Origin of the sequence: Klebsiella sp. Shm-1, from assembly GCF_040804525.1 — a bacterium.
Taxonomy (GTDB): Bacteria; Pseudomonadota; Gammaproteobacteria; order Enterobacterales; family Enterobacteriaceae; genus Klebsiella; species Klebsiella pneumoniae.
The window spans coordinates 2,071,570-2,091,626 of sequence record NZ_CP161823.1 but is presented as its reverse complement, the minus strand read 5'-3'; the positions used below and the strand labels follow the sequence as shown (position 1 = coordinate 2,091,626).

Sequence of the window (20,057 nt, the reverse complement as noted above, 5' to 3'; positions counted from 1 at the left end):
TTTTCCTTAATTATCAGCCGACGCTATGTTCAAGGCTAATGGCCAGCAATTTTTGCGCCTCTACAGCGAACTCCAGCGGCAGCTCGGAGAAGACGTCTTTACAGAAACCGTTGACGATCATCGAGATGGCATCGTCTTCGCTGATCCCGCGCTGCAGGCAGTAGAACAATTGATCTTCGCCAATCCGCGAGGTGGTCGCCTCGTGCTCCAGCTGGGCGCTATTGTTGCGGCATTCTACATACGGGAAGGTATGCGCCCCGCAGTCCGGGCCGATCAGCATCGAATCGCACTGGGTATAGTTGCGGGCGTTGGTGGCGGTCGGCATGATTTTGACCAGCCCGCGATAGCTGTTCTGACTGTGTCCGGCGGAGATCCCTTTCGAGATGATGGTCGAGCGGGTGTTCTTGCCGATATGGATCATTTTGGTGCCGGTGTCCGCCTGCTGATGGCCGCTGGTCAGCGCCACCGAAAAGAATTCGCCGATCGAGTTATCGCCGCGCAGGATGCAGCTGGGGTATTTCCAGGTGATGGCCGAGCCGGTTTCCGACTGGGTCCATGACATTTTGCTGTTCTCCCCTTCGCACAGGGCGCGCTTGGTGACGAAGTTGAGGATCCCGCCGGTGTTGTTATCGCCGGGGAACCAGTTCTGCACCGTGGAGTATTTCACTTCCGCGTCTTTATGGATGATGACCTCAACGACCGCGGCATGCAGCTGATAGCTGTCGCGCACCGGCGCCGAGCAGCCTTCAATATAGCTGACGTAGCTGCCTTCATCGGCCACCAGAATGGTGCGTTCAAACTGCCCGGTCTTTTCGGCGTTGATGCGGAAATAGGTCGACAGCTCCATCGGGCAGCGGACGCCCTTCGGCACATAGATAAAGGTGCCGTCCGAAGCCACTGCGGCGTTCAGCGCGGCAAAGAAGTTGTCATTCCCCGGCACTACGGTGCCCAGATACTTTTTCACCAGTTCCGGATGGTCGTGGATCGCCTCGCCGAAAGAACAGAAGATGATCCCCTGCTCGGCCAGCTTTTCTCGGTAGGTGGTCGCCACCGACACCGAGTCAAATATCGCGTCCACCGCCACCTCGCGCCCTTCGTGTACCGGCACGCCAAGCTGGTTAAAGGCTTCTTCCACCTCGCTGGTCAGAAAGGTATTGGCCCCGGTCTGCTGCACCGCGCCAGGCTCGGAGGCGCAGGTCTCATCGCAGTTGCCGCAGGAGGGCGCGGAATAGTAGCTGTAATCCTGATAATTCAGCTTATCGTAATGCGCTTTCAGCCAGTGCGGCTCCTCCATTTCCAGCCACGCCCGGTAGGCATTCAGACGAAACTCCAACATCCACTGCGGCTCATTGCGGCGAGCCGAGATAGCCCGAACGACTTCTTCATTAATGCCTTTGGCCAGCTCATCGGTTTGCAGGCGAGTAAAAAAGCCCTCTTTGTAGTTGAGCGGGCCGCCGGTCCAGGTTTTGACATCGTCAGTTGCTTCAGTATTACGCGACATAGTTACTCCGCCTGCACCCCAAAACTTTCGCCGCAGCCGCACTCATGCTGCGCTTTCGGGTTATGAAATTTAAAGATTTCATTTAAACCTTCCCGGACATAATCCAGCTCGGTGCCGTCGATGAACGGCATCGCCTGCAGCGGCGCAAACAGCTTCGCCCCGTCAGATTCAAAGAGCAGATCGTCGGGCGCCGGCTCGGCAATCATTTCGAGCACATAGCCAAAACCGGCGCAGCCGCTGGTTTTAATGCCCAGCCGCAGCCCTTTCTTATCCGGCTGCTTGCGCATCAGATCGCGGATATGCGCGGCAGCGGCCGGCGTCATGGTCAGTCCCTGCCAGCTGAAATCGGCGGGATTAAAAGTTCCTGCTTGTACTTCCATCGATAGACCTCCAGGTTGGCGCCATCAAGGCATACCGCCATGTTAGTGATAATGATTATCACTTCAACCCTTCTGCAGCAGGGGTATTGCCTCATTTAGCGCTTTTTATAAGCATAGACCCTCGCCCGGGGATTATCAGGGCGTGCAAAGAGAACTTAATTGATTGATTTATAATATGTTATTTTGAAATCATTCTATCTCCGCACGCAATGGCAAAGATGTATCGAAAATACCGATTTATGCAATAGCGGCAGACCACCTTGTTGGTTATCCGTTGCAGGCGAGCATAAAGTGACAACGTAACAGAAAGACCATGCCAGCGCGGGGCGCAACCCCGGCCATACGCTAGAAAAAAGCGGGTAGTGAAAGCGCCTGCCGGTAACGCTTCAGGAAAGGAATAAGCGCCGCTCGCCTGGCCGCGTTCGGGAAATAAAAACCAAAATAAAACGGGCAAACGGGGCTGCCAGGCGGGATACCGGCTGGCTAGGTGCCTTTACTCACCAGCCGGGCGGCCTGGACAAAGACCTCATCCTCTACCCCGTCCCCCTTCTGTCTGCCCAGCCTCACCAGTTCATCCACGATACTCCCCTGATTAATCTGCTTTTGTGTAGCCACTAAGCTAATGACCGCCGCGCCAATGGCCATGCCAATCAATGCCGTTTGTTCATCTTTATCTTTCATGGTGTCGCTCCGTCTGTCCTCCTCAGAAAGGCTAGCAAAAGATACCATCTGCTCAATTTCAAATTCACCTTCTTTACGTCTGACGCAAAGCCTGCGGCAGGGCACCTGGCAGGAGAAAAACAAACTAAGCGGCTGATTGCAATGGCATAACACTAATGAACAATTAACATACTTGTGAGTCTTGAAATTATTTTTTAGACTCACTGGTCTGTTAATTATCAATTGCGTAAAATCTTATGCCTAATTCGACCTTATTTTTCACCACCCTTTGTCTCTCTCGCGTCCTGGTGACCTTCTTCTTCTGGATGGCAGGCATCTACGGCGTCTTTCATTTCGCGGAGATCGTTCAGGAGATGGTGACCGTCGGCCTGCCGTGGCCGGTCTTGTTCGCGGCGGGCACGATTTTTTGCCAGCTGGCGGGTTCGGCGCTGATCGTTTTTAATCCTGCCGGCTACGGCTGGATTGGATCGGTGATGCTGATTGTGTTTACATTACTCACTATTCCGCTGGGACACGCCTTCTGGGCCTTCAGTGAACTCCGGCGCACTGAGGAATTCCATATTGCGCTTGAACACATTACCGTGGTCGGAGGATTAATTATGAGCGCGCTGTTTGCAGGCTATCGGCGATGAGCGAAACCCCTCGTCAGAAAGGTCGGCCAAAAGATCCATTGAAAACGCAGGCGATACTTCAGGCCGCCCGTAAGCTGTTTCTGGAACAGGGCCTGGAGGTGACAACGGCCGAAATCGCCCGCGTAGCCGGGGTGGCGAAAGCCACCCTGTATGCCAATTTCAGCGATAAAGAACATCTGATAGAGGCGGTCTTACGCCAGGAATCGGATCTCACCATCAGCGACCATGATTTCGCCCAGCGCCATCATCTGCCGCTGATCGAGGTGCTGACGGCGTTTGGCTATCGCTTTGTCCGCTTTATCAACCAGCGGGAACTGACCGGCTGGGACCGACTGATCGCCTCGGCTGCCGTGCGTCACCCCGATCTCCCCGGCCGCTTTTACGCCGCCGGGCCGGGGCGCGCGCAGCAGATGCTGGAAGCGATCATCGCCGAGGCGATCGAAGCCGGTACTTTACGAGCCTGCGATCCGCAGGAGGCTGCCGACGAACTGGCCGGTTTATGGCTGGGAATGACCAGCCTGGCGATAAAACTTGGCGCAAGACCTCCGCTGTCCGACGACGAAATCAAACAGCGGGTTGAGCGCGCCCTGGACGTCTTTCTGCGCGCGTATTCCCTGGCGCCGGGCTGATCCCTCCTTCCCCTTTTCAGTGCTGTGGCCTGGCGTAAGGCTGATTTATTGTGCCCAATCCGCGCCCGGCGCAAAAAATAATGTCCTTACCGGTTAGCATTAAAAGAAAATAACAACCACAGAGTGCAACGCAGATTATTCCATGAGGGAATAGTGGGAATGCTAATATTTCATTTCCTCGCCGGTTTTTAGAGGCCTATAGTTTTTTTACCTGCAGAACATCCACTAAGGTTAAAAAACATAAGGACATAATAATGATTGTTTCAGCCCCCAGCGATTATCGCGAAGCCGCTCGTCGTCGTCTGCCCCGCTTCCTTTTCGATTATATTGACGGTGGCGCGGTGGCGGAAAACACCATGAACGCCAACGCCGCCGAGCTTGCCTCGGTAGCTCTTCGCCAGCGCGTACTGTGCGGGGCCGGCGAACCGACGCTGGCGACCACGATCCTTGATGCCCCATGGGCGATGCCCGTGGCGCTGGGGCCCGTCGGCGCCACCGGGATGTACGCCCGCCGCGGCGAAGTCCAGGCGGCCCGCGCCGCCTCCCGCGCCGGGATCCCGTACACCTTATCCACCGTGTCGGTCTGCTCGATTGAAGAGGTGGCGAGCCACGCCAGCGGCGCGCTCTGGTCCCAGCTGTACGTACTGAAAGATCGCGGCTATATGCGTAACGCGCTGGAGCGCGCCTGGGCCGCTGGCATGAAAACCCTGGTATTTACCGTCGATATGCCAATCCCCGGCTCGCGGTATCGCGATAACCGCTCAGGGATGTCCGGGCCGCACGCCACCCTGCGACAATATCTCCAGGCTTGCACCCATCCGCGCTGGGCGATGAACGTCGGGCTGGCGGGCAGACCCCTGTCGTTTGGTAATATCGAAGCCTACACCGGCCACAAAATGACCATGGACGACTATATGGGGTTCATCAGCAACAACTTCGACCCGTCCATCGCCTGGCACGATCTGGAGTGGATCCGCGACAGCTGGCAAGGAAAATTAATCATCAAAGGGATCCTCGATGCCGACGATGCGCGCAATGCCGTGCGGCTGGGCGCCGATGGTATTGTGGTGTCAAATCATGGCGGCAGACAGCTCGATGGCGCCATCCCCACCGCCCGGGCGCTGCCCAGGGTGGTGGATGCGGTCGGCGACGATCTGACAGTGCTTGCCGATTCCGGGGTGCGCTCCGGCGTGGACGTTATACGTCTGCTGGCCCTCGGCGCGAAAGGCGTGCTGCTCGGTCGGGCCTATATTTATGCCCTGGCCGCGTCGGGCGAAGCGGGCGTGGCGCATCTGCTGCGCTTATTTGCCGAGGATATGAAGGTTACCATGACCCTCACCGGCGCGACCTCGCCATCGGCCATCAGCCTCGATTGCCTTGATCGCCTCGAACAGGATCAATACCGCACTCATGCGGTGCCGGTATCCTTACCCGCCTGACGCTGCCCGGGACCTGGCCTGGCCATGTGCCTCGCCCAGGTCCGGCAAAGTGGAATTACCTCTGAAGGTGCAACTCTGTCTGTTGTACCGTGTTCGCCGGGCGGATGCGGAACCAGATCGCGTACATGGCCGGCAGGAAGATAAGGGTCATGATGGTTCCTCCCAGCGTCCCGCCAATCAGCGTATAGGCGAGCGTTCCCCAGAAGACCGACTGGGTGAGAGGAATGAACGCCAGGATCGCCGCCAGCGCCGTCAGCAGAACCGGGCGGGCGCGCTGCACCGTCGCCTCCACCACCGCGTGGAACGGATCGAGCCCCGCCTGTTGGTTATGATGGATTTGGCCAATCAGGATCAGCGTATTGCGCATCAGGATCCCCGACAGGGCGATCAGGCCCACCAGGGCATTGATGCCAAACGGCTGATTGAACAGCAGCAGCGTCGGGACCACGCCAATCAGCCCCAGCGGCGCGGTCAGGAAAACCATGACCATCGCCGACAGCGAACGCACCTGCAGGATAATGATCAGCAGCGTGAGGGCGATCATTATCGGAAATAACGGCACCATCGCCCGGGTGGCCTTGCCGGATTCCTCAATCGACCCCGCCGTCTCGATGCGATAGCCAGGCGGCAGCGAGTCGATAATGGGCTGCAGCGGCTTCATCAGCGCGGTGGAGACATCCGGCGGCTGCAGGTTCTCCGCAACATCTCCGCGGACGGTGATGGTCGGCGTGCGGTCGCGACGGCGAAGCAGCGGGTCCTCCATCCTGATCGACACGTCGCCAATCTGTGACAAGGGAACCCGCTGCCCGCCGCTGCCCACCAGGGTGAAGTCGGCGATTTTCGCCGGATCCAGACGGATGTCGCCCGCCGCGCGGCCGATCACCTGCACGGCGCGAATATCTTCCCGGACGGTGGTGATCGGGATCCCTGACAGCAGGAACTGCAGCTGCTGGGCGACGGACTGGGAGCTGAGTCCGCTCGCCTGCAGCCGGTCCTGATTGAGGCTGAAATGCATCACCGGTACCCGCGAACCCCAGTCGGTATTGACGGTGCGCATCAGCGGACTGGCCTGCAGCACCGATTTAACCCGCTCGGCGATGTCGAGCAGAGCGTGCGGATCCGGCCCCATCACCCGCCAGGCGACCGGATAAGGCGAATAAGGGCCAAACACCAGCTGAGTGACGCGCACCCGCGCCTCCGGCGCCAGGCCATTGGCCACCGCCTCCCGCAGCCGCCGCTTGAGCGCCTCGCGGGCACCCTGCCCGTCGGTCAACACCACCAGTTTGGCGAAGGAGGGATCGGGCAATTCCGGAGCCATCGCCAGGTAAAAGCGCGGCGCGCCCTGGCCGATATAGCTGGTGACAATCTTCGCCTCCGGCTGCCGCTGCAGCCAGTGCTCAATTTTCGCCGCCGCGGCGCTGGTCTGGCTAATCGACGACCCGTAAGGCAGCTGCACTTCAACCAGCACTTCCGGACGATCGGAGGTGGGGAAAAACTGCTTTTTCACCACGCTCATGCCCAGGGACGCCACGATAAACAGCGCCACCACCCCGGCGGCCACGCGCCATTTGCGGGCGATAACCCGGGTCAGCAGCCGACGGAAGCGCTGATAGCGCGGGGTGTCATACAGCGCGGCGTGGCCGGCCGCCGCGGGCTTTCTGTCCGGCAACAGGTGCACCCCCAGCCAGGGGGTAAAAATCACCGCCACAATCCAGGAGGCAATCAGCGCGATACCGACGATCCAGAACACATTGCTGGCGTACTCCCCGGCGGTGGACTGCGCAAATCCATTGGGCATAAAGCCCACGGCCGTCACCAGGGTACCGGCCAGCATGGGCGCGGCGGTATGGCTCCAGGCATAGGCCGAGGCTTTGAGGCGGTCATACCCCTCCTCCATTTTTACCACCATCATTTCGATGGCAATGATGGCATCATCCACCAGCAGCCCCAGGGCGAGGATCAGCGAGCCGAGAGTGATGCGGTCGAAGTTTTTGCCGGTCGCCTCCATCACCACAAACACCACGGCGAGGGTTAAAGGCACCGCCGCCGCGACCACCACGCCCACGCGCCACCCCATGCTGACAAAGCACACCGTCATCACCACCAGCAGGGCGACAAAGAATTTGATCATGAACTCATCGACCGCGGCGCTGATATTCACCGACTGATCGGTCACCTTGGTCAACGACATGCCGAGCGGCAGGCTCTGATTGATGCTGGCCGTTTCGGCATCCAGCGCTTTCCCCAGCGCCAGACCATTCCAGCCCTCGCGCATCACCACCCCCAGCAGCAGCGCCGGTTCGCCCTGATGGCGGATCAGGAAGGTGGCGGGATCTTCGTACCCCCGCTCAACCGTGGCGACATCGGCCAGTTTCAGCGTTCTGCCCCCGGCAATAATCGGCGTGTCGCGGATCTGCTGCAGGCGGTCAAACGCCCCATCGAGGCGGATAAAGATCTGCCCGCCCCGGGTCTCGATAGCCCCGGCGGCGGTCAGCACATTCTGGCTGTTCAGCGCGGCAAAAATCGCCTCTGGCGAAAGGCCCAGGGTGGCGAGACGATCATGAGAAAACGAGAGATAAATGCGCTCCGCCTGTTCGCCGAGGATATTCACTTTTTTCACCCCGGATACATGCAGCAGCTGCTGGCGCAGGGCTTCAGCGTCACGCACCAGCTGCCGCGGCGGCTCTCCCCGCGCTTTCAGAGCAAAGAGGGCAAAGGTGACATCGGCGAATTCGTCATTCATCATCGGGCCGGAGACGCCGGCAGGCAGGTTTTTCGCCTCATCCCCGAGCTTTTTGCGCGCCTGATAAAACTGCTCCGGCACCTCGGAAGGCGGGGTCTGATCCTGCAGCGACAGGGTGATCAACGCTATGCCAGGGCGGGTATAGGTCTCCGTGCGATCGTACCACTTTAGCTCCTGGAGTCGTTTTTCCAGCGGCTCGGCGACCTGATCCTGCATCTCCTGCGCGGTGGCGCCGGGCCAGACGGTAATGACCGTCATTTGCTTGACCGTAAAGGGCGGATCTTCCGCTCGCCCGAGTCCGAAGAACGCCACCAGCCCGGCGACGGAGATAAGGATAATCAAAAACAGGGTCACCGACCGCTCGCGGACGGCCAGCGCGGAGAGATTAAAACGCCCGGCGCTCATGGCTGGCTCCCGGCGGCATTATGCTCGCGTCGTTCCGCCAGACGCACCGCCTCGCCCTGGCGCAGAAGATGGGCGCCCAGGGCGACGATCGGCTCGCCGGGCTTCAGCGGGCCGGTCACCCGCGCGGTTTCATCATCCAGGCCGAGCACAGTTACCGGTTGCCAGGAGACGGTGGCCGGACGAGAGGCAATGCGCCAGACGCCAGGGCCGTTACCCGGATCGTAGACCGACGCCAGGGGCACCGCCAGCACCTGGCCTGGCGCCTGGTCGTTGCCGATGCGCAGGGTCACGGTAGACCCCAGCGGGGCATTCGCCAGCGCGCCGTTCAGCACATAGCGCGCTTCAAAGGTGCGGGTGGTGGCGTCAGCCGCGTCCGAAAGCAGGCGCAGGGTCGCCGTGACCGGCTGAGATTCGCTGCCATAGCGTGTCGCCAGCGCCTCGCTGCCGACCGCCGGGCGCAGCGTCTCCGGCAGTTGCACCCGCGCTTCGCGCTGCCCCGCCCGCGCCAGGCGGATCACCACCTGCCCGGCGCTGACCACCTGCCCCGGCTCAGCGAGGGTTTCCACCACCACGCCGTCAGCATCCGCCAGCAGTCCGGCATAGCCGGTGGCGTTTTGCGCCACATTGGCCTGCGCCTGGGCCGCGCTGAGGTCGGCTCTCGCCGCCTCTGCTGTCGCGTTAATCTGGTCGAATTCCGCGGCAGAGATGGCGCCGCTCGCCACCAGGCCGCGATAGCGGGCCAGATCGTTGGCCGCCTTTTTGGCTCGCGCCCGCGCGGCATCTACGGCCCGCTGTTGGGACTGCGCCTGCAAGGCTAGATCAGCCGGATCCAGGCGCAGCAGCAGCTGACCGCGCTTGACGCTCTGCCCGGTTTCCACCCGCCGTTCAAGCACTTTTCCCGCCACCCTGAAGCCGAGGTCGCTTTGGGTTCGGGCCACTACCACGCCGGTAAAGGCCCGCGAGCCGGCCTCCGCGCGCTCGACGGTCGCCACCCGGACCAGCCGCGGCCGGATGCGGGGGTCGTCATGATCGGCAGGTTCGCCGCAGCCCGCGAGGGCCAGCGGCAGGAGGCAGACGGCAAGATGGACGGCGTTGAGCCTGAGCATGGGTCACCTTAATGAAAAGACCGGATGGTGACCGCATTCTCAGACTAGTGACCAATAAAGTCAATAGTCACTAATCAGGGGGAGAGACTTCTCAGGATCAGGGAGGCAAGCAGCACCGCCGCGGTGGGCGCGGTGTCGAGATTGTATTGCAACTGCACCGGATTGATGAAAGGACACATCACCATATACACCGCCAGGGTCGCTTCATCCAGCGGGGTTTTGCGCTCGAACTCACCCGCCTGGCGGCCTTCGACAAGGACTTGACCAATCAGCTGCTGCAGATGACCGGCATACTGTTCCGTTGAAGGCCATTTATCGCGCGCCGCGACGGCGGCGATGTCGTACAGTTTGCGATCCTCGAAAAACAGTTCACTGCCGGCCTCGGTCAGCGCCCGGAACAGGCGGCGCAGTTTCTCGCTGGCGGACGGCGCATCGGCGATGGCCGCGCTGACGGCCACCATGATCTTCTCCAGCCGGCTGGCGCAAATCGCCTCGCCAATCGCCTGCTTGGAGTCAAAGAATTTATAGATATAGGCTTTGGAAAAGCCTATCGCTTTGGCGAGATCGGTGACCGTCGTTTTCTCATAGCCATAGCGACTAAAGTGCGCCATGGCCGCGTCAAGAATCTGGTCCCGAACGCTGTGGTCATGGGGACCACGGCTTGCAGGGGTGGGGGTATTTTTCGTCATCCGTTTAGCTTAATGCGATCGCTATCGTTTGACAACGAGTGACGTTATTATGATTTGGTCACAATAACGCCCCGCTCTGTGATCCTCTTGCCGCGTTACGCCTCACCCGCCTCTTGGTTTATCGCGCCGGCGGGCAGACAACCCAGGCCTTGCAGCGTCTGATACACCGCGCTGTCGAGCGGGGTATGCGGTTCCGCGCCTAAAAAATCAACCAGTTTATCGTTGCGCAGGCGTACCGGCAGACGCCAGAGATAGTGCATCTCGACCATTTCGCGCAGGGTGGCGTTGAAGGGCGCCGCCAGCTTTACCAGCCACCAGGGAAAGGACTTCACTACCGCCCTGCCGCCATAGCGGGCGACCACCCGCTGGATCGCCTGACTCATTTCGCTGCCGTCCGGGTCCCAGTGGCCCTGCATATGAAAGCGGGCGAACGGCTCAAGCTCATGCCTGCGGGCCAGCAGCGCGGCGATGGTGGCGGCCACGTCGGGCAGCCAGGCCCACTGATGCCCCACGCCGATCGCCCCCGGGTAGCTAATGATGCGGGGAAGCTGACCAGGCTTGACCAGCCCCTGCGAAAACCAGTTATTTCCGGCGCGTGGACCAAAAAAATCGCCCGCCCGAACAATCAACGCCCGGCCGCCGCGCTGCACGTAATCCTTCAGCGCCAGCTCCATCGCCACCCGGATGGCGCCTTTGCGGGTCACCGGCTGTTGTGCGGCCTCTTCAGCAATCAGCGGAAAGGCATCCGGTCCATAGTTGTAGACCGTGCCGGGCAGGACTACAAGCGCCCGCTGCCGTTCGGCGGCCTGCAGGGTGTTGCGCAGCATAGGCAGTACCTGTTGCCGCCAGTGCCGGTAGCCCGGCGGATTCACCGCATGGACGATGACGTCGCAACCGGCAGCCGCCGCCGCGACCTGGCCGCCATCCAGCGCGTCGCCGGCTATCCACTGCATGCCATCTGCGGGACCGCAAATCTGAGCGCCGCGCTTCAGCGCCCGAACCTGCCAGTTGTCTGCCACCAGCCGGCGCGCCACTTCCCCACCGATGCCCCCGCTTGCTCCCAGAATAAGTACCTTGCCGCTGCTGTTCATCCTCTTTCCCCGTTCGCTAATGGATGCTTGACAGCCTACCTGTGGCTCATATCAAATGAAATTGCATACCATCGTCGAGCGGCTATACATATTTGTATGAATACCTCTATTCCCTGGGAGTGGTACCGAACCTTTCTCGCCGTCCTGCAGGAAGGCTCTTTATCGGGCGCATCGCGTACCCTGAACATCACTCAGCCGACGGCGGGGCGCCATATTGCCGGGCTGGAAAACGCCCTCGGCCAGGCCTTATTTACCCGCTCGCAAACCGGCCTGCTGGCGACCGACGCGGCGCTGGCGCTGCGGGTGCACGCCGAGGCGATGGACAATACCGCCCGGGCGCTGGAACGCACCGCGGCTAACTTCAGTCGCGACAGAGCCGAGCTGCGTGGCGTGGTGCGGGTGGCCGCCAGCGAGGTGGTCGGCGCCGAGGTGCTGCCGCCGCTGGTTGCCCGGCTCAGGCAGGCGTGCCCGAATATCGTCATCGAACTGATGCTCTCCAATCGGTTTCAGGATCTGCTTCACCGGGAGGCGGATATTGCGGTGCGGATGGTCGCCCCGCAGCAGGAGCAGCTTATCGCCCGCCGTCTCGGCAGGATCGAGCTTGGGTTACATGCCACCGCCGCCTACCTGACGCGCCAGGGCCTGCCCGCGACCCTCGACGATCTGGCCAGCCACGCGCTAATTGGTTTTGATAGCGCCACCCCTCTCGTGCGCCGGGCGCTGCAGGCTTACCCCCGCTTTCAGCGCGAGGCGTTCGCGATGCGGACCGATAGCGACCTCGCCCAGTTGAGCCTGATCCGCGCCGGAGCGGGGATCGGCATCTGCCAGGCGCCTCTTGCGGATGGCATTATTCCCCTGCAGCGAGTGCTGGCGGCCGACTTTTCTCTGTATCTTGATACCTGGCTGGTAATGCATGAGGATCTGCGCCACAGCCCTGCCTGCAAGCGGGTATTTGATTTTCTCGCCCAGGGGTTGCAGGCGTATATTCGTGGCCCACTGGCGAGCTGACCCACCCCATCGCGCGGGCATTTCATTGCCTGCGGAAATAGTCACTCATTGACACTGTAAATATGGCATTGTATAAAACCCCGCCCCAATAATGAGTTTCATTTGCATTACTCCCATTTGCTGGTCATCCACTCGCCTGTTTACAAGGATAGCGTTTAATGAAGAAGGTCCTTTGCGCGTTAGGCTTGATGTTCACCGCCGTCAGTTCCGCGCTGGCAACAACCTACCCCCTGACGATTGAAAACTGCGGCTATCAGGAGACCTTCACCCGGCCGCCGGAGCGCGTGGTCGCGCTGGGGCAAAATACGGTCGAAATTCTACTGCTGCTCGGGCTGCAAAAGCAGGTGGTCGCCAGCGCCTTCTGGCCGACCAGCGTTTTACCGCAGCTGGCTGAGCAAAACGCGAAGATTAAAACCTTGACGGTGGAAATTCCGAGCCTGGAATCGGTGCTGGCGCAAAATCCTGATTTCGTTCCCGCCCAGTTGCCGCTGCTGCTGGGGCCGGAAAGCAAAGTCGCCAGGCGTGAAGATCTCGCCACCGTCGGCGTGAACAGCTACGTTTCACCGGGGATGTGCGCCACTAAAAAGGCCACCGGCGATATGTACGGCAGCCGGCAAAAGCTGTGGGATATGACCTGGCTGTATCAGGAGATTAGCGATTTCGCCCGCATTTTCAACGTCGAAGATCGTGGTCAGGCGCTGATTGCCGATTTCAAAAAACGTGAAGCCGACCTGCGCCAGGAGTTTGGTAAAAGCAAAAAGGATCTCTCCTTCGTCTTCTGGTTCTCCAGCGCCTCACCTTCGGCCGATGCCTATGTCGGCGGCAAAAACAGCGCCTCCGGATTTATCGCCAGCGTGCTGGGCGGACATAATGCGATCACCTCCGAAACCGAGTGGCCCACGGTGAGCTGGGAGAGCATTATTGCCGCCAACCCGGATGTGATCGTGGTCGCCAGCCTGGATCGTAACCGCTGGGCGCTGGATAAGGCCGAGGAGAAGATCAAATTCCTCAAAAGCGATCCCGCCGTCAGCCAGCTGGAGGCGGTGAAAAAAGGCCATATCGTGGTCATGGACGGTCAGGCGATGAATCCGACCATTCGCACGCTTTACGGCGCGGAACAGGTGGGCGAGCAGCTGAGAAAAATGGGGCTGAACTGATGAGCGTCGCCGCGATTGAGACGCGCCGCAGCATACTGCTCACCGGCTGGTGTGTACTGGCAGCGATCGTGCTGGCGCTGGTGATCGCTGTTGGCGTCAGCGTTGGCGAGCTGGCCATCCCGCTGCAGAATGTCTTTTACGCTATCAGCAACAGAACCGGCTTAACCGCTGAGCCGCTCAACCGTATCTATGAGAGCGTTATCTGGGATTTCCGCCTCAGCCGCGCGCTGGTCGCCGCCTGCTGCGGCGCAGGCCTCGCTATCTGCGGCGTCGTGCTGCAAAGCCTGCTGAAGAATGCCCTCGCGGAACCCTACGTCCTCGGCGTCTCCGCCGGGGCCTCCACCGGTGCGGTGTCGATCGTGGTGCTGGGCCTTGGCGCTGGCGCAATTTCCCTCTCGGCAGGCGCCTTTGCCGGGGCCTTCGCCGCCTTCGCCTTTGTCGCCTTGCTGACTAACGGCGCGCGCGGCGGCAATGAGCGTACGATTCTTGCGGGCGTCGCCGCCTCGCAGTTATTTAACGCCATCACGGCCTATACCATCAGCACCTCCGCCAGCGCGCAGCAGGCGCGCGATGTGATGTTCTGGCTGCTGGGCAGCTTCAGCGGCGTCCGCTGGCCCGAATTCCAGTTGGTCATCGTGGTGGTGCTCGCGGGTCTGGCGGTCTGCCTGTGGTATGCCCGGGCGCTGGACGCGTTCACCTTCGGCGACGATGCCGCCGCCTCGCTGGGGATTGCTGTGCCGCGCGTGCGCCTGCTCCTCTTCACCACTGCGGCGCTGATCACCGCCACCATCGTCAGCATGGCCGGCTCAATCGGCTTTGTTGGCCTGGTGGTGCCCCACGTGATGCGTTTCTTCTTTGGCCCGCTGCACCGAACGTTGCTGATCGCCAGCGCGCTGGCAGGGGCGATATTGATGGTACTGGCGGACATTGCGTCGCGCCTGCTGATTGCCCCGCAAAGTCTGCCCGTTGGGGTAGTAACCGCCCTGGTTGGGGTGCCTTTCTTTGCCGTGATTATCTACCGCTCAAGGAATAAGTGATGAGTATTTGCGCTGAAAATATCACCTGGAAGGCAGGCAAAAAGGTCATCGTCAATAATGTCTCGCTGCGGGTGCCGCGCGGCGAAACGGTCGGACTGCTGGGGCCCAACGGCTGCGGCAAATCCTCGCTGCTGCGCGTTCTGGCGGGCCTGCGCCGCCCGGATGCAGGTCGCGTCACCCTCGACGGCCAGGATATCGCCCGGATGGCGAAAAAGCAGCTCGCCCGCCGCGTGGCTTTCGTCGAGCAACACGGCATGACCGAGGCCAATATGCGGGTGCGCGACGTCGTGCGCCTGGGACGCATTCCCCACCACTCTCCGTTCTCAAACTGGAGCGCTCAGGATGACGAGGCGATTGCCGCCGCGCTGCAGCGGGTAGCGATGCTGGAGAAAAGCGAACAGGGATGGTTAAGCCTCTCCGGCGGCGAGCGGCAGCGGGTGCATATCGCCCGCGCGCTGGCGCAGAGCCCGAGCGAAATCCTGCTGGATGAGCCGACCAACCATCTGGATATACACCATCAGATGCAGTTAATGCAGTTGATCAGCGAGCTGCCGGTAACCAGCATTGTGGCCATTCACGATCTTAACCATGCCGCGATGTTCTGCGATTCGCTGATCGTGATGCAGCAGGGGCAGATCCTCGCCAGCGGGACGCCGGAGGAGATTTTGTCCGAAGCGCTGCTGTGGGACGTTTTCCGGGTGAAAACCAAAATCGAGATCTCCCCTTACCACGGCAAAAAGCACATTCATTTCATCGTTTAGGTTGGGCGGATATGCCTCTTTTCTCCCTGCGCCCTGCGGCAACCCTCTGGCCTCCGGTGTTACTGGGAAGCCAGTTCGTTTTTAATATTGGCTTTTACGCGGTCGTTCCTTTCCTCGCCCTCTTCCTGCGCGACGACATGCTGCTCTCAGGCGGACTTATCGGCCTGATTCTCGGGCTGCGTACCTTCTCCCAACAGGGCATGTTTATCCTCGGCGGGACGCTGGCCGACCGCTATGGCGCTAAGGCGATCATTCTCGCCGGCTGCGTCGTTCGCGTCGCCGGTTTTCTCCTGCTGGCGTGCGGGGCGTCGCTGTGGCCCATTATCCTCGGCGCCTGCCTGACCGGCGTCGGCGGCGCCCTGTTCTCCCCGTCGATAGAGGCCCTGCTGGCGCGGGCCGGCACCCTCAGCCAGGCCAACGGGAAACGCAGCCGCGCCGAGTGGTTTGCGCTGTTTGCGGTATGCGGTGAACTGGGAGCGGTGATCGGCCCGGTGGCCGGAGGCGTGCTGAGCGGGATCGGCTTTCGGCATATCGCCCTCGCCGGCGCGGGAATATTTCTTCTGGCGCTGGCGGTGCTCTTTTTCTGTCTGCCCGCCGACGGGCACACGACAACAACGCGCAGACGAGTCCCATGGTGGACGCCTTTGCGCCAGCCGCGCTTTGTCGCGTTTATTCTCGCCTACAGCTCATGGCTGTTGAGCTACAACCAACTGTACCTCGCCCTGCCGGTGGAGATCCAACGTTCCGGCGGCCGCGAGCAGGATCTGGCGCCGCTCTTTATGCTGGCCTCGCTGTTGATTATCACCCTCCAGCTCCCTCTCGCCCGCTTCGCCCGGCGAATGGGCGCCGTGCGCATCCTGCCGGTGGGCTTTCTGCTGCTGTCGGCTTCCTTTGCCAGCGTGGCGTTATTCGCCGCCGCCCCACCCGCCGAAGGTTGGCTGCGGTTAATGCCGGCGGCTGGTTTTGTCACGCTGCTCACCCTCGGCCAGATGCTGTTAGTGCCCGCAGCCAAGGATCTGATCCCGCTGTTCGCCGAGGAGTCGACGCTGGGCGCCCACTACGGAGCGCTCGCCACCGCAGGAGGGTGCGCGGTGTTAGCCGGGAATTTACTGCTCGGTCATTTACTTGACCAGGCGCTCATTCCGTCGCCGCAGGCGGTTTATCCCTGGCTTCTGCTGGCGCTGTTTCCGCTGTGCAGCGCCGTCGCCCTGCGGGCGATCTGTCGCCCGCTGGCGGCAACATGACGCAGAGCGGGTAACAGCCCGCTCTGGAAGTGAACCGACGATAAAGTACACCGCCTGGGGAAGATAACGGGCGCGCCCCGCCTTACTTTGCCGCCAGCTCGCGACGAATAATCTCGGCGCCGGCGCTCAGGGCGTGCAGTTTGCCGGTCGCGACATGGCGCGGCAGCGGCGCCATACCGCAGTTGGTGGACGGGTAGAGTTTGTCGGCATCGACGAACGCCAGCGCCTTGCGCAGGGTTCCAGCCACCTCTTCCGGGGTTTCGATCGCATGGCTGGCGACATCGATCGCCCCGACCATCACCTTTTTACCGCGGATCAACTCCAGCAGATCCATCGGCACGCGCGAGTTGTGGCACTCGAGAGAGATAATATCAAGGGACGATTTCTGCAGCTGCGGGAAAGCCTCTTCATACTGTCGCCACTCGGAGCCCAGCGTCTTTTTCCAGTCGGTATTGGCCTTGATGCCATAGCCGTAGCAGATATGCACCGCTGTCTCACACTTCAGCCCTTCGGTGGCTCGTTCTAAGGCGGCGATCCCCCAGTCGTTGACCTCATCGAAGAAGACGTTAAAGGCCGGCTCATCGAACTGAATAATATCAACCCCCGCAGCCTCTAACTCTTTCGCTTCCTGATTGAGGATTTTGGCAAATTCCCAGGCCAGCTTTTCCCGGCTTTTGTAGTGGTTGTCATACAGCGTGTCGATCATGGTCATCGGGCCCGGAAGCGCCCATTTGATCGGCTGACTGGTGAGCTGCCGCAGATAGCGAGCGTCCTCCACGAAGACCGGTTTCTGGCGCTCCACGGCGCCCACCACCGTTGGAACACTGGCCTCATAGCGGTTACGAATTTTCACGATCTCGCGTTTGGCAAAATCCACCCCGCTGAGGTGCTCGATGAAGGTGGTGACAAAGTGCTGCCGCGTTTGCTCGCCGTCGCTGACAATATCGATCCCGGCCCGCAGCTGGTCGTCGAGGGATAACCGCAAGGCGTCGCGCTTGCCGGCCAGTAATTCTTCGCTGGACAGTTTCCAGGGCGACCACAGGGTCTCTGGCTGCGCCAGCCAGGAAGGTTTCGGTAAACTGCCGGCGGTCGATGTCGGAAGCCATGTTTTCATAGTCATTAGCCTTTTATATGGGTTTAGCAAAGCGCGAAATTAGCAGACCATTGCTCAAGCAACGTCTTGTGCGGGTTGATAAAATGTTGTTGTGTAAATTTCCCCTGCTCAATCGCCAACAGGCTGCGCTCTTCCCGGTCATAGACGATTTTTGTTAATGAATGATCCAGGTGGCTGAGATTGGGCTGATAGTATTGCCCCGCCGGGGAGTTGGCATTGTAGATCTCCGGGCGATATATTTTCTGAAACGTCTCCATCGTGCTGATGGTGGCGATCAGTTCCAGGCTGGTGTAATCGCTGAGCAGATCGCCGGTAAAATAAAAGGCCAACGGCGCGACGCTGTTTTTTGGCATAAAATAGCGTACCTGCAGCCCCATTTTGCTGAAATAACGCTCGGTCAGCGAGACGCCTTCCTGAGCATATTCAATGCCGAGGACCGGATGTTCGTTACCGGTGCGATGGTAAACATCTTTACTGGAGACGCTCAGGCAAATCACCGGCGCCTTGCTGAAGTTGGCGCGCCAGGCGCTGGATTGCACAAAATCCTTAAAGATATTGCCGTGCAGCTCGCCAAAGTTTTCCGGTACGCTGAAGCGACTCTGGTCCTTATTATGTTCCAGAAGCAGTACGCTAAAATCGTAATCCCGCACATAGGAGGAGAAGTTATTGCCGACGATACCGGCATGACGCTCCCCGCTCTTTTTATCGACAATATGCGTTTGCAGGATCTCAATCACCGGGAAGCTGGCGCTATCCTGAGCAATATTCATCTCGACAGAAATAATATCCAGTTCCACCGCATAGCGATCGTTATGGGGATTATCCCAGTGGGCCAGGCTATTAAAACGGTTATTCATCATGATTAACGTATTGCGCAGATTTTCCTCACGGTTCACCCCTCTGGCTAAATTAGCGAAGTTGGTGGTAATACGCGTATTTTCCGCAGGGTTATAGTTTTCATCAAACCGGGTGCGCTTAATCGTATAGGTAAATTTATTATTCATGGCGATTGTCCATCCTGATGGCGGGCATAAAGCGAACCCGGCGGAATACTCTCCACCAGCCTGGCGACGCGGAGTCAGGCCGGGCGCGCTTCAACCGGTAAATGTTGTTGATTCGTTAATGAACCTATTTTTGCCAGAGTCAGCGCTGGAGGGAAAGCGACTTAAATTCAATGCAACATGAGCCATCCTCATGTTGCTCCAGGCGGTGGCCGATGGCCGACGCAGGCCGACAATATTAGTCAATAAACGTTTGTTCAATGGATGTAGGCAGGGTACACTCTTTAACCACTATAAGATGGGCTTTTACCTGCCCGCCGTACCCGTTTAGCTGGAGCTTTTGTCGTACAGAATGATTGTTGATATCAGTATTATGTCGATGTGCATGGCCGTACTGCTGATTATGAGCGTACTGCTGAATTAAGAGGCTCCCGAACGCAATGACACTCGCTCTCATCTGACCTCCACATTCGCGAGGAAAAAAGAAGATTCAGAGGATTCGCGCCGCCTGGGATTGTTCCGCCTGCCGGCACCCTCTACTCTTTTGGGACTTGCTTATTGAGGAATCCCGGATGAAAAAAGCTCTGCTTGCCCTGTTCGCTATCGCCACCGTTACCGCCGCCAGCGCCTTTGCGGCTGATAAAACCGACGTCCCGGCGCCTGTCGTCGATAACGGAGTCCGCCCGCCGATGGAGAGGGATCGTGGCCCCCTGCCGCCGTTCCCGCCGCAGCTTCCGCCGCACAGACCGGTGCTGTTTTCAGCCACGGTAGCAACCGATACGCCAGCGGAAACCATTAACAAACTGACCGCGCTGATCCCCGCCGGCCAGGCGAAACACTACGAAGTGCACGTTGAGGTGGTGCCGGTTGGCGAGGGAACCGACAGACAATAGCCCAAAGGAGATCTACGCTGTCATCTGTCAGCAATAAAAAAGCTGCCGCATATCGCGGCAGCTTTTATGTACTTATTTACAGCTGAGCAGCTGAAAATTAGCTACGCACTTTCCGGTAGATAAACAGTACCACCAGCGCACCGATAACCGCTACCACGAAGCTGCCGAAATTAAACCCATCGACCTTGCCAAAACCAAACAGGGTACTGATCCAGCCGCCGACCACGGCGCCGATGATCCCCAAAATAACGGTCACGATAAATCCGCCGCCATCTTTTCCCGGCATAATCCACTTGGCTAAAATACCGGCAATAAGTCCAAAAATGATCCAGGAAAGAATACCCATGGTTAGCCGTCCTCTTGTTACCTTTAAGCATTTAGTATTGAAAAGAGTAGCATAAATAACGAGAGTGGATCGGTAATAATATAAATATTAGATAATTCCCTGCCGACGCGCGGCTGATCTTGTGACAACCTCTCTGGCTCTGGCAGGCCGGCTCTCGCTTATTACCTTAAAAAAAGGGAGGCTATTCGCCTCCCGCCATG

20 protein-coding genes are annotated in these 20,057 nt (G+C 59.6%); 10 read left to right on the top strand and 10 right to left on the bottom strand.

Annotation, left to right across the window (positions count from 1 at the left end):
* Nucleotides 1-13 precede the first annotated feature (13 nt).
* The 3 genes from sufB to AB1E37_RS10145 all read right to left on the bottom strand — a co-directional run bounded on the left by sufB (nucleotide 14) and on the right by AB1E37_RS10145 (nucleotide 2,562).
* The gene (sufB, locus tag AB1E37_RS10155; protein ID WP_029884127.1) at nucleotides 14-1,501 is read right to left on the bottom strand and encodes a Fe-S cluster assembly protein SufB; all 1,488 of its coding nucleotides are present in this window, start codon (nucleotides 1,499-1,501) and stop codon (nucleotides 14-16) included.
* Nucleotides 1,502-1,503: 2 nt separating this feature from the next.
* The gene (gene sufA / locus AB1E37_RS10150; RefSeq protein ID WP_004143232.1) at nucleotides 1,504-1,881 is read right to left on the bottom strand and encodes a Fe-S cluster assembly scaffold SufA; all 378 of its coding nucleotides are present in this window, start codon (nucleotides 1,879-1,881) and stop codon (nucleotides 1,504-1,506) included.
* Between the two features lie 483 nt (nucleotides 1,882-2,364).
* Nucleotides 2,365-2,562, bottom strand: a complete 198-nt coding sequence (locus AB1E37_RS10145) for a hypothetical protein (protein ID WP_002908880.1) — start codon at nucleotides 2,560-2,562, stop codon at nucleotides 2,365-2,367.
* On the opposite strand from AB1E37_RS10145, the gene AB1E37_RS10140 reads away from it, so the two are divergent.
* From AB1E37_RS10140 to lldD, 4 genes are all read left to right on the top strand, one after another.
* Nucleotides 2,561-2,698, top strand: a complete 138-nt coding sequence (locus AB1E37_RS10140) for a hypothetical protein (protein ID WP_014343173.1) — start codon at nucleotides 2,561-2,563, stop codon at nucleotides 2,696-2,698. The genes AB1E37_RS10145 and AB1E37_RS10140 overlap by 2 nt on opposite strands.
* A 100-nt stretch (nucleotides 2,699-2,798) precedes the next feature.
* Nucleotides 2,799-3,194 (top strand): DoxX family protein, encoded by a 396-nt coding sequence (locus tag AB1E37_RS10135; RefSeq protein WP_032447652.1) that lies wholly within the window; start codon nucleotides 2,799-2,801, stop codon nucleotides 3,192-3,194.
* Nucleotides 3,191-3,823 carry a TetR/AcrR family transcriptional regulator gene (locus AB1E37_RS10130; RefSeq protein WP_002908882.1) on the top strand — a complete coding sequence of 211 codons (633 nt, stop codon included), beginning with the start codon at nucleotides 3,191-3,193 and terminating at the stop codon, nucleotides 3,821-3,823. Before AB1E37_RS10135 ends, AB1E37_RS10130 begins: the two co-directional genes overlap by 4 nt.
* A 254-nt stretch (nucleotides 3,824-4,077) precedes the next feature.
* Entirely contained in the window at nucleotides 4,078-5,262 is a 1,185-nt protein-coding gene (gene lldD / locus AB1E37_RS10125; RefSeq protein ID WP_029884129.1) for an FMN-dependent L-lactate dehydrogenase LldD, read from the top strand.
* 55 nt (nucleotides 5,263-5,317) lie between these two features.
* On the opposite strand, the gene AB1E37_RS10120 is transcribed toward lldD, so the two are convergent.
* From AB1E37_RS10120 to AB1E37_RS10105, 4 genes are all read right to left on the bottom strand, one after another.
* Nucleotides 5,318-8,410, bottom strand: a complete 3,093-nt coding sequence (locus AB1E37_RS10120; RefSeq protein WP_032447654.1) for an efflux RND transporter permease subunit — start codon at nucleotides 8,408-8,410, stop codon at nucleotides 5,318-5,320.
* Entirely contained in the window at nucleotides 8,407-9,516 is a 1,110-nt protein-coding gene (locus AB1E37_RS10115; RefSeq protein WP_085855849.1) for an efflux RND transporter periplasmic adaptor subunit, read from the bottom strand. The genes AB1E37_RS10120 and AB1E37_RS10115 overlap by 4 nt, the downstream gene beginning before the upstream one ends.
* A 74-nt stretch (nucleotides 9,517-9,590) precedes the next feature.
* Nucleotides 9,591-10,127 carry a TetR/AcrR family transcriptional regulator gene (locus AB1E37_RS10110; protein WP_162550527.1) on the bottom strand — a complete coding sequence of 179 codons (537 nt, stop codon included), beginning with the start codon at nucleotides 10,125-10,127 and terminating at the stop codon, nucleotides 9,591-9,593.
* A gap of 173 nt (nucleotides 10,128-10,300) precedes the next feature.
* The gene (locus AB1E37_RS10105) at nucleotides 10,301-11,296 is read right to left on the bottom strand and encodes an NAD-dependent epimerase/dehydratase family protein (RefSeq protein WP_032447657.1); all 996 of its coding nucleotides are present in this window, start codon (nucleotides 11,294-11,296) and stop codon (nucleotides 10,301-10,303) included.
* Nucleotides 11,297-11,392: 96 nt separating this feature from the next.
* Here AB1E37_RS10105 and AB1E37_RS10100 point away from each other — a divergent pair, with 96 nt between their 5' ends.
* The 5 genes from AB1E37_RS10100 (at nucleotide 11,393) to AB1E37_RS10080 (ending at nucleotide 16,503) form a co-directional block, all read left to right on the top strand.
* Nucleotides 11,393-12,304 (top strand): LysR family transcriptional regulator, encoded by a 912-nt coding sequence (locus AB1E37_RS10100; RefSeq protein ID WP_004180365.1) that lies wholly within the window; start codon nucleotides 11,393-11,395, stop codon nucleotides 12,302-12,304.
* Between the two features lie 158 nt (nucleotides 12,305-12,462).
* Nucleotides 12,463-13,461, top strand: coding sequence for an ABC transporter substrate-binding protein (locus AB1E37_RS10095; RefSeq protein ID WP_004200258.1), 999 nt, complete (start codon nucleotides 12,463-12,465; stop codon nucleotides 13,459-13,461).
* Nucleotides 13,461-14,498 carry an iron ABC transporter permease gene (locus AB1E37_RS10090; RefSeq protein ID WP_029884133.1) on the top strand — a complete coding sequence of 346 codons (1,038 nt, stop codon included), beginning with the start codon at nucleotides 13,461-13,463 and terminating at the stop codon, nucleotides 14,496-14,498. The genes AB1E37_RS10095 and AB1E37_RS10090 overlap by 1 nt, the downstream gene beginning before the upstream one ends.
* Nucleotides 14,498-15,259, top strand: coding sequence for an ABC transporter ATP-binding protein (locus AB1E37_RS10085; protein ID WP_004212506.1), 762 nt, complete (start codon nucleotides 14,498-14,500; stop codon nucleotides 15,257-15,259). The genes AB1E37_RS10090 and AB1E37_RS10085 overlap by 1 nt, the downstream gene beginning before the upstream one ends.
* Before the next feature lie 56 nt (nucleotides 15,260-15,315).
* Nucleotides 15,316-16,503 carry an MFS transporter gene (locus AB1E37_RS10080; protein ID WP_020317066.1) on the top strand — a complete coding sequence of 396 codons (1,188 nt, stop codon included), beginning with the start codon at nucleotides 15,316-15,318 and terminating at the stop codon, nucleotides 16,501-16,503.
* A gap of 82 nt (nucleotides 16,504-16,585) precedes the next feature.
* Here AB1E37_RS10080 and AB1E37_RS10075 read toward each other — a convergent pair whose 3' ends face one another.
* Nucleotides 16,586-17,617, bottom strand: coding sequence for a methionine synthase (locus AB1E37_RS10075; protein WP_002909005.1), 1,032 nt, complete (start codon nucleotides 17,615-17,617; stop codon nucleotides 16,586-16,588).
* A 23-nt stretch (nucleotides 17,618-17,640) separates the two neighbouring features.
* The gene (locus AB1E37_RS10070) at nucleotides 17,641-18,621 is read right to left on the bottom strand and encodes a DUF1852 domain-containing protein (RefSeq protein WP_002909008.1); all 981 of its coding nucleotides are present in this window, start codon (nucleotides 18,619-18,621) and stop codon (nucleotides 17,641-17,643) included.
* Between the two features lie 569 nt (nucleotides 18,622-19,190).
* Between AB1E37_RS10070 and AB1E37_RS10065 the strand changes: the two genes are divergently transcribed.
* Entirely contained in the window at nucleotides 19,191-19,511 is a 321-nt protein-coding gene (locus AB1E37_RS10065; RefSeq protein ID WP_004184563.1) for a hypothetical protein, read from the top strand.
* A 97-nt stretch (nucleotides 19,512-19,608) separates the two neighbouring features.
* On the opposite strand, the gene AB1E37_RS10060 is transcribed toward AB1E37_RS10065, so the two are convergent.
* Nucleotides 19,609-19,857, bottom strand: a complete 249-nt coding sequence (locus AB1E37_RS10060) for a GlsB/YeaQ/YmgE family stress response membrane protein (protein WP_002909014.1) — start codon at nucleotides 19,855-19,857, stop codon at nucleotides 19,609-19,611.
* Nucleotides 19,858-20,057: the final 200 nt, after the last annotated feature.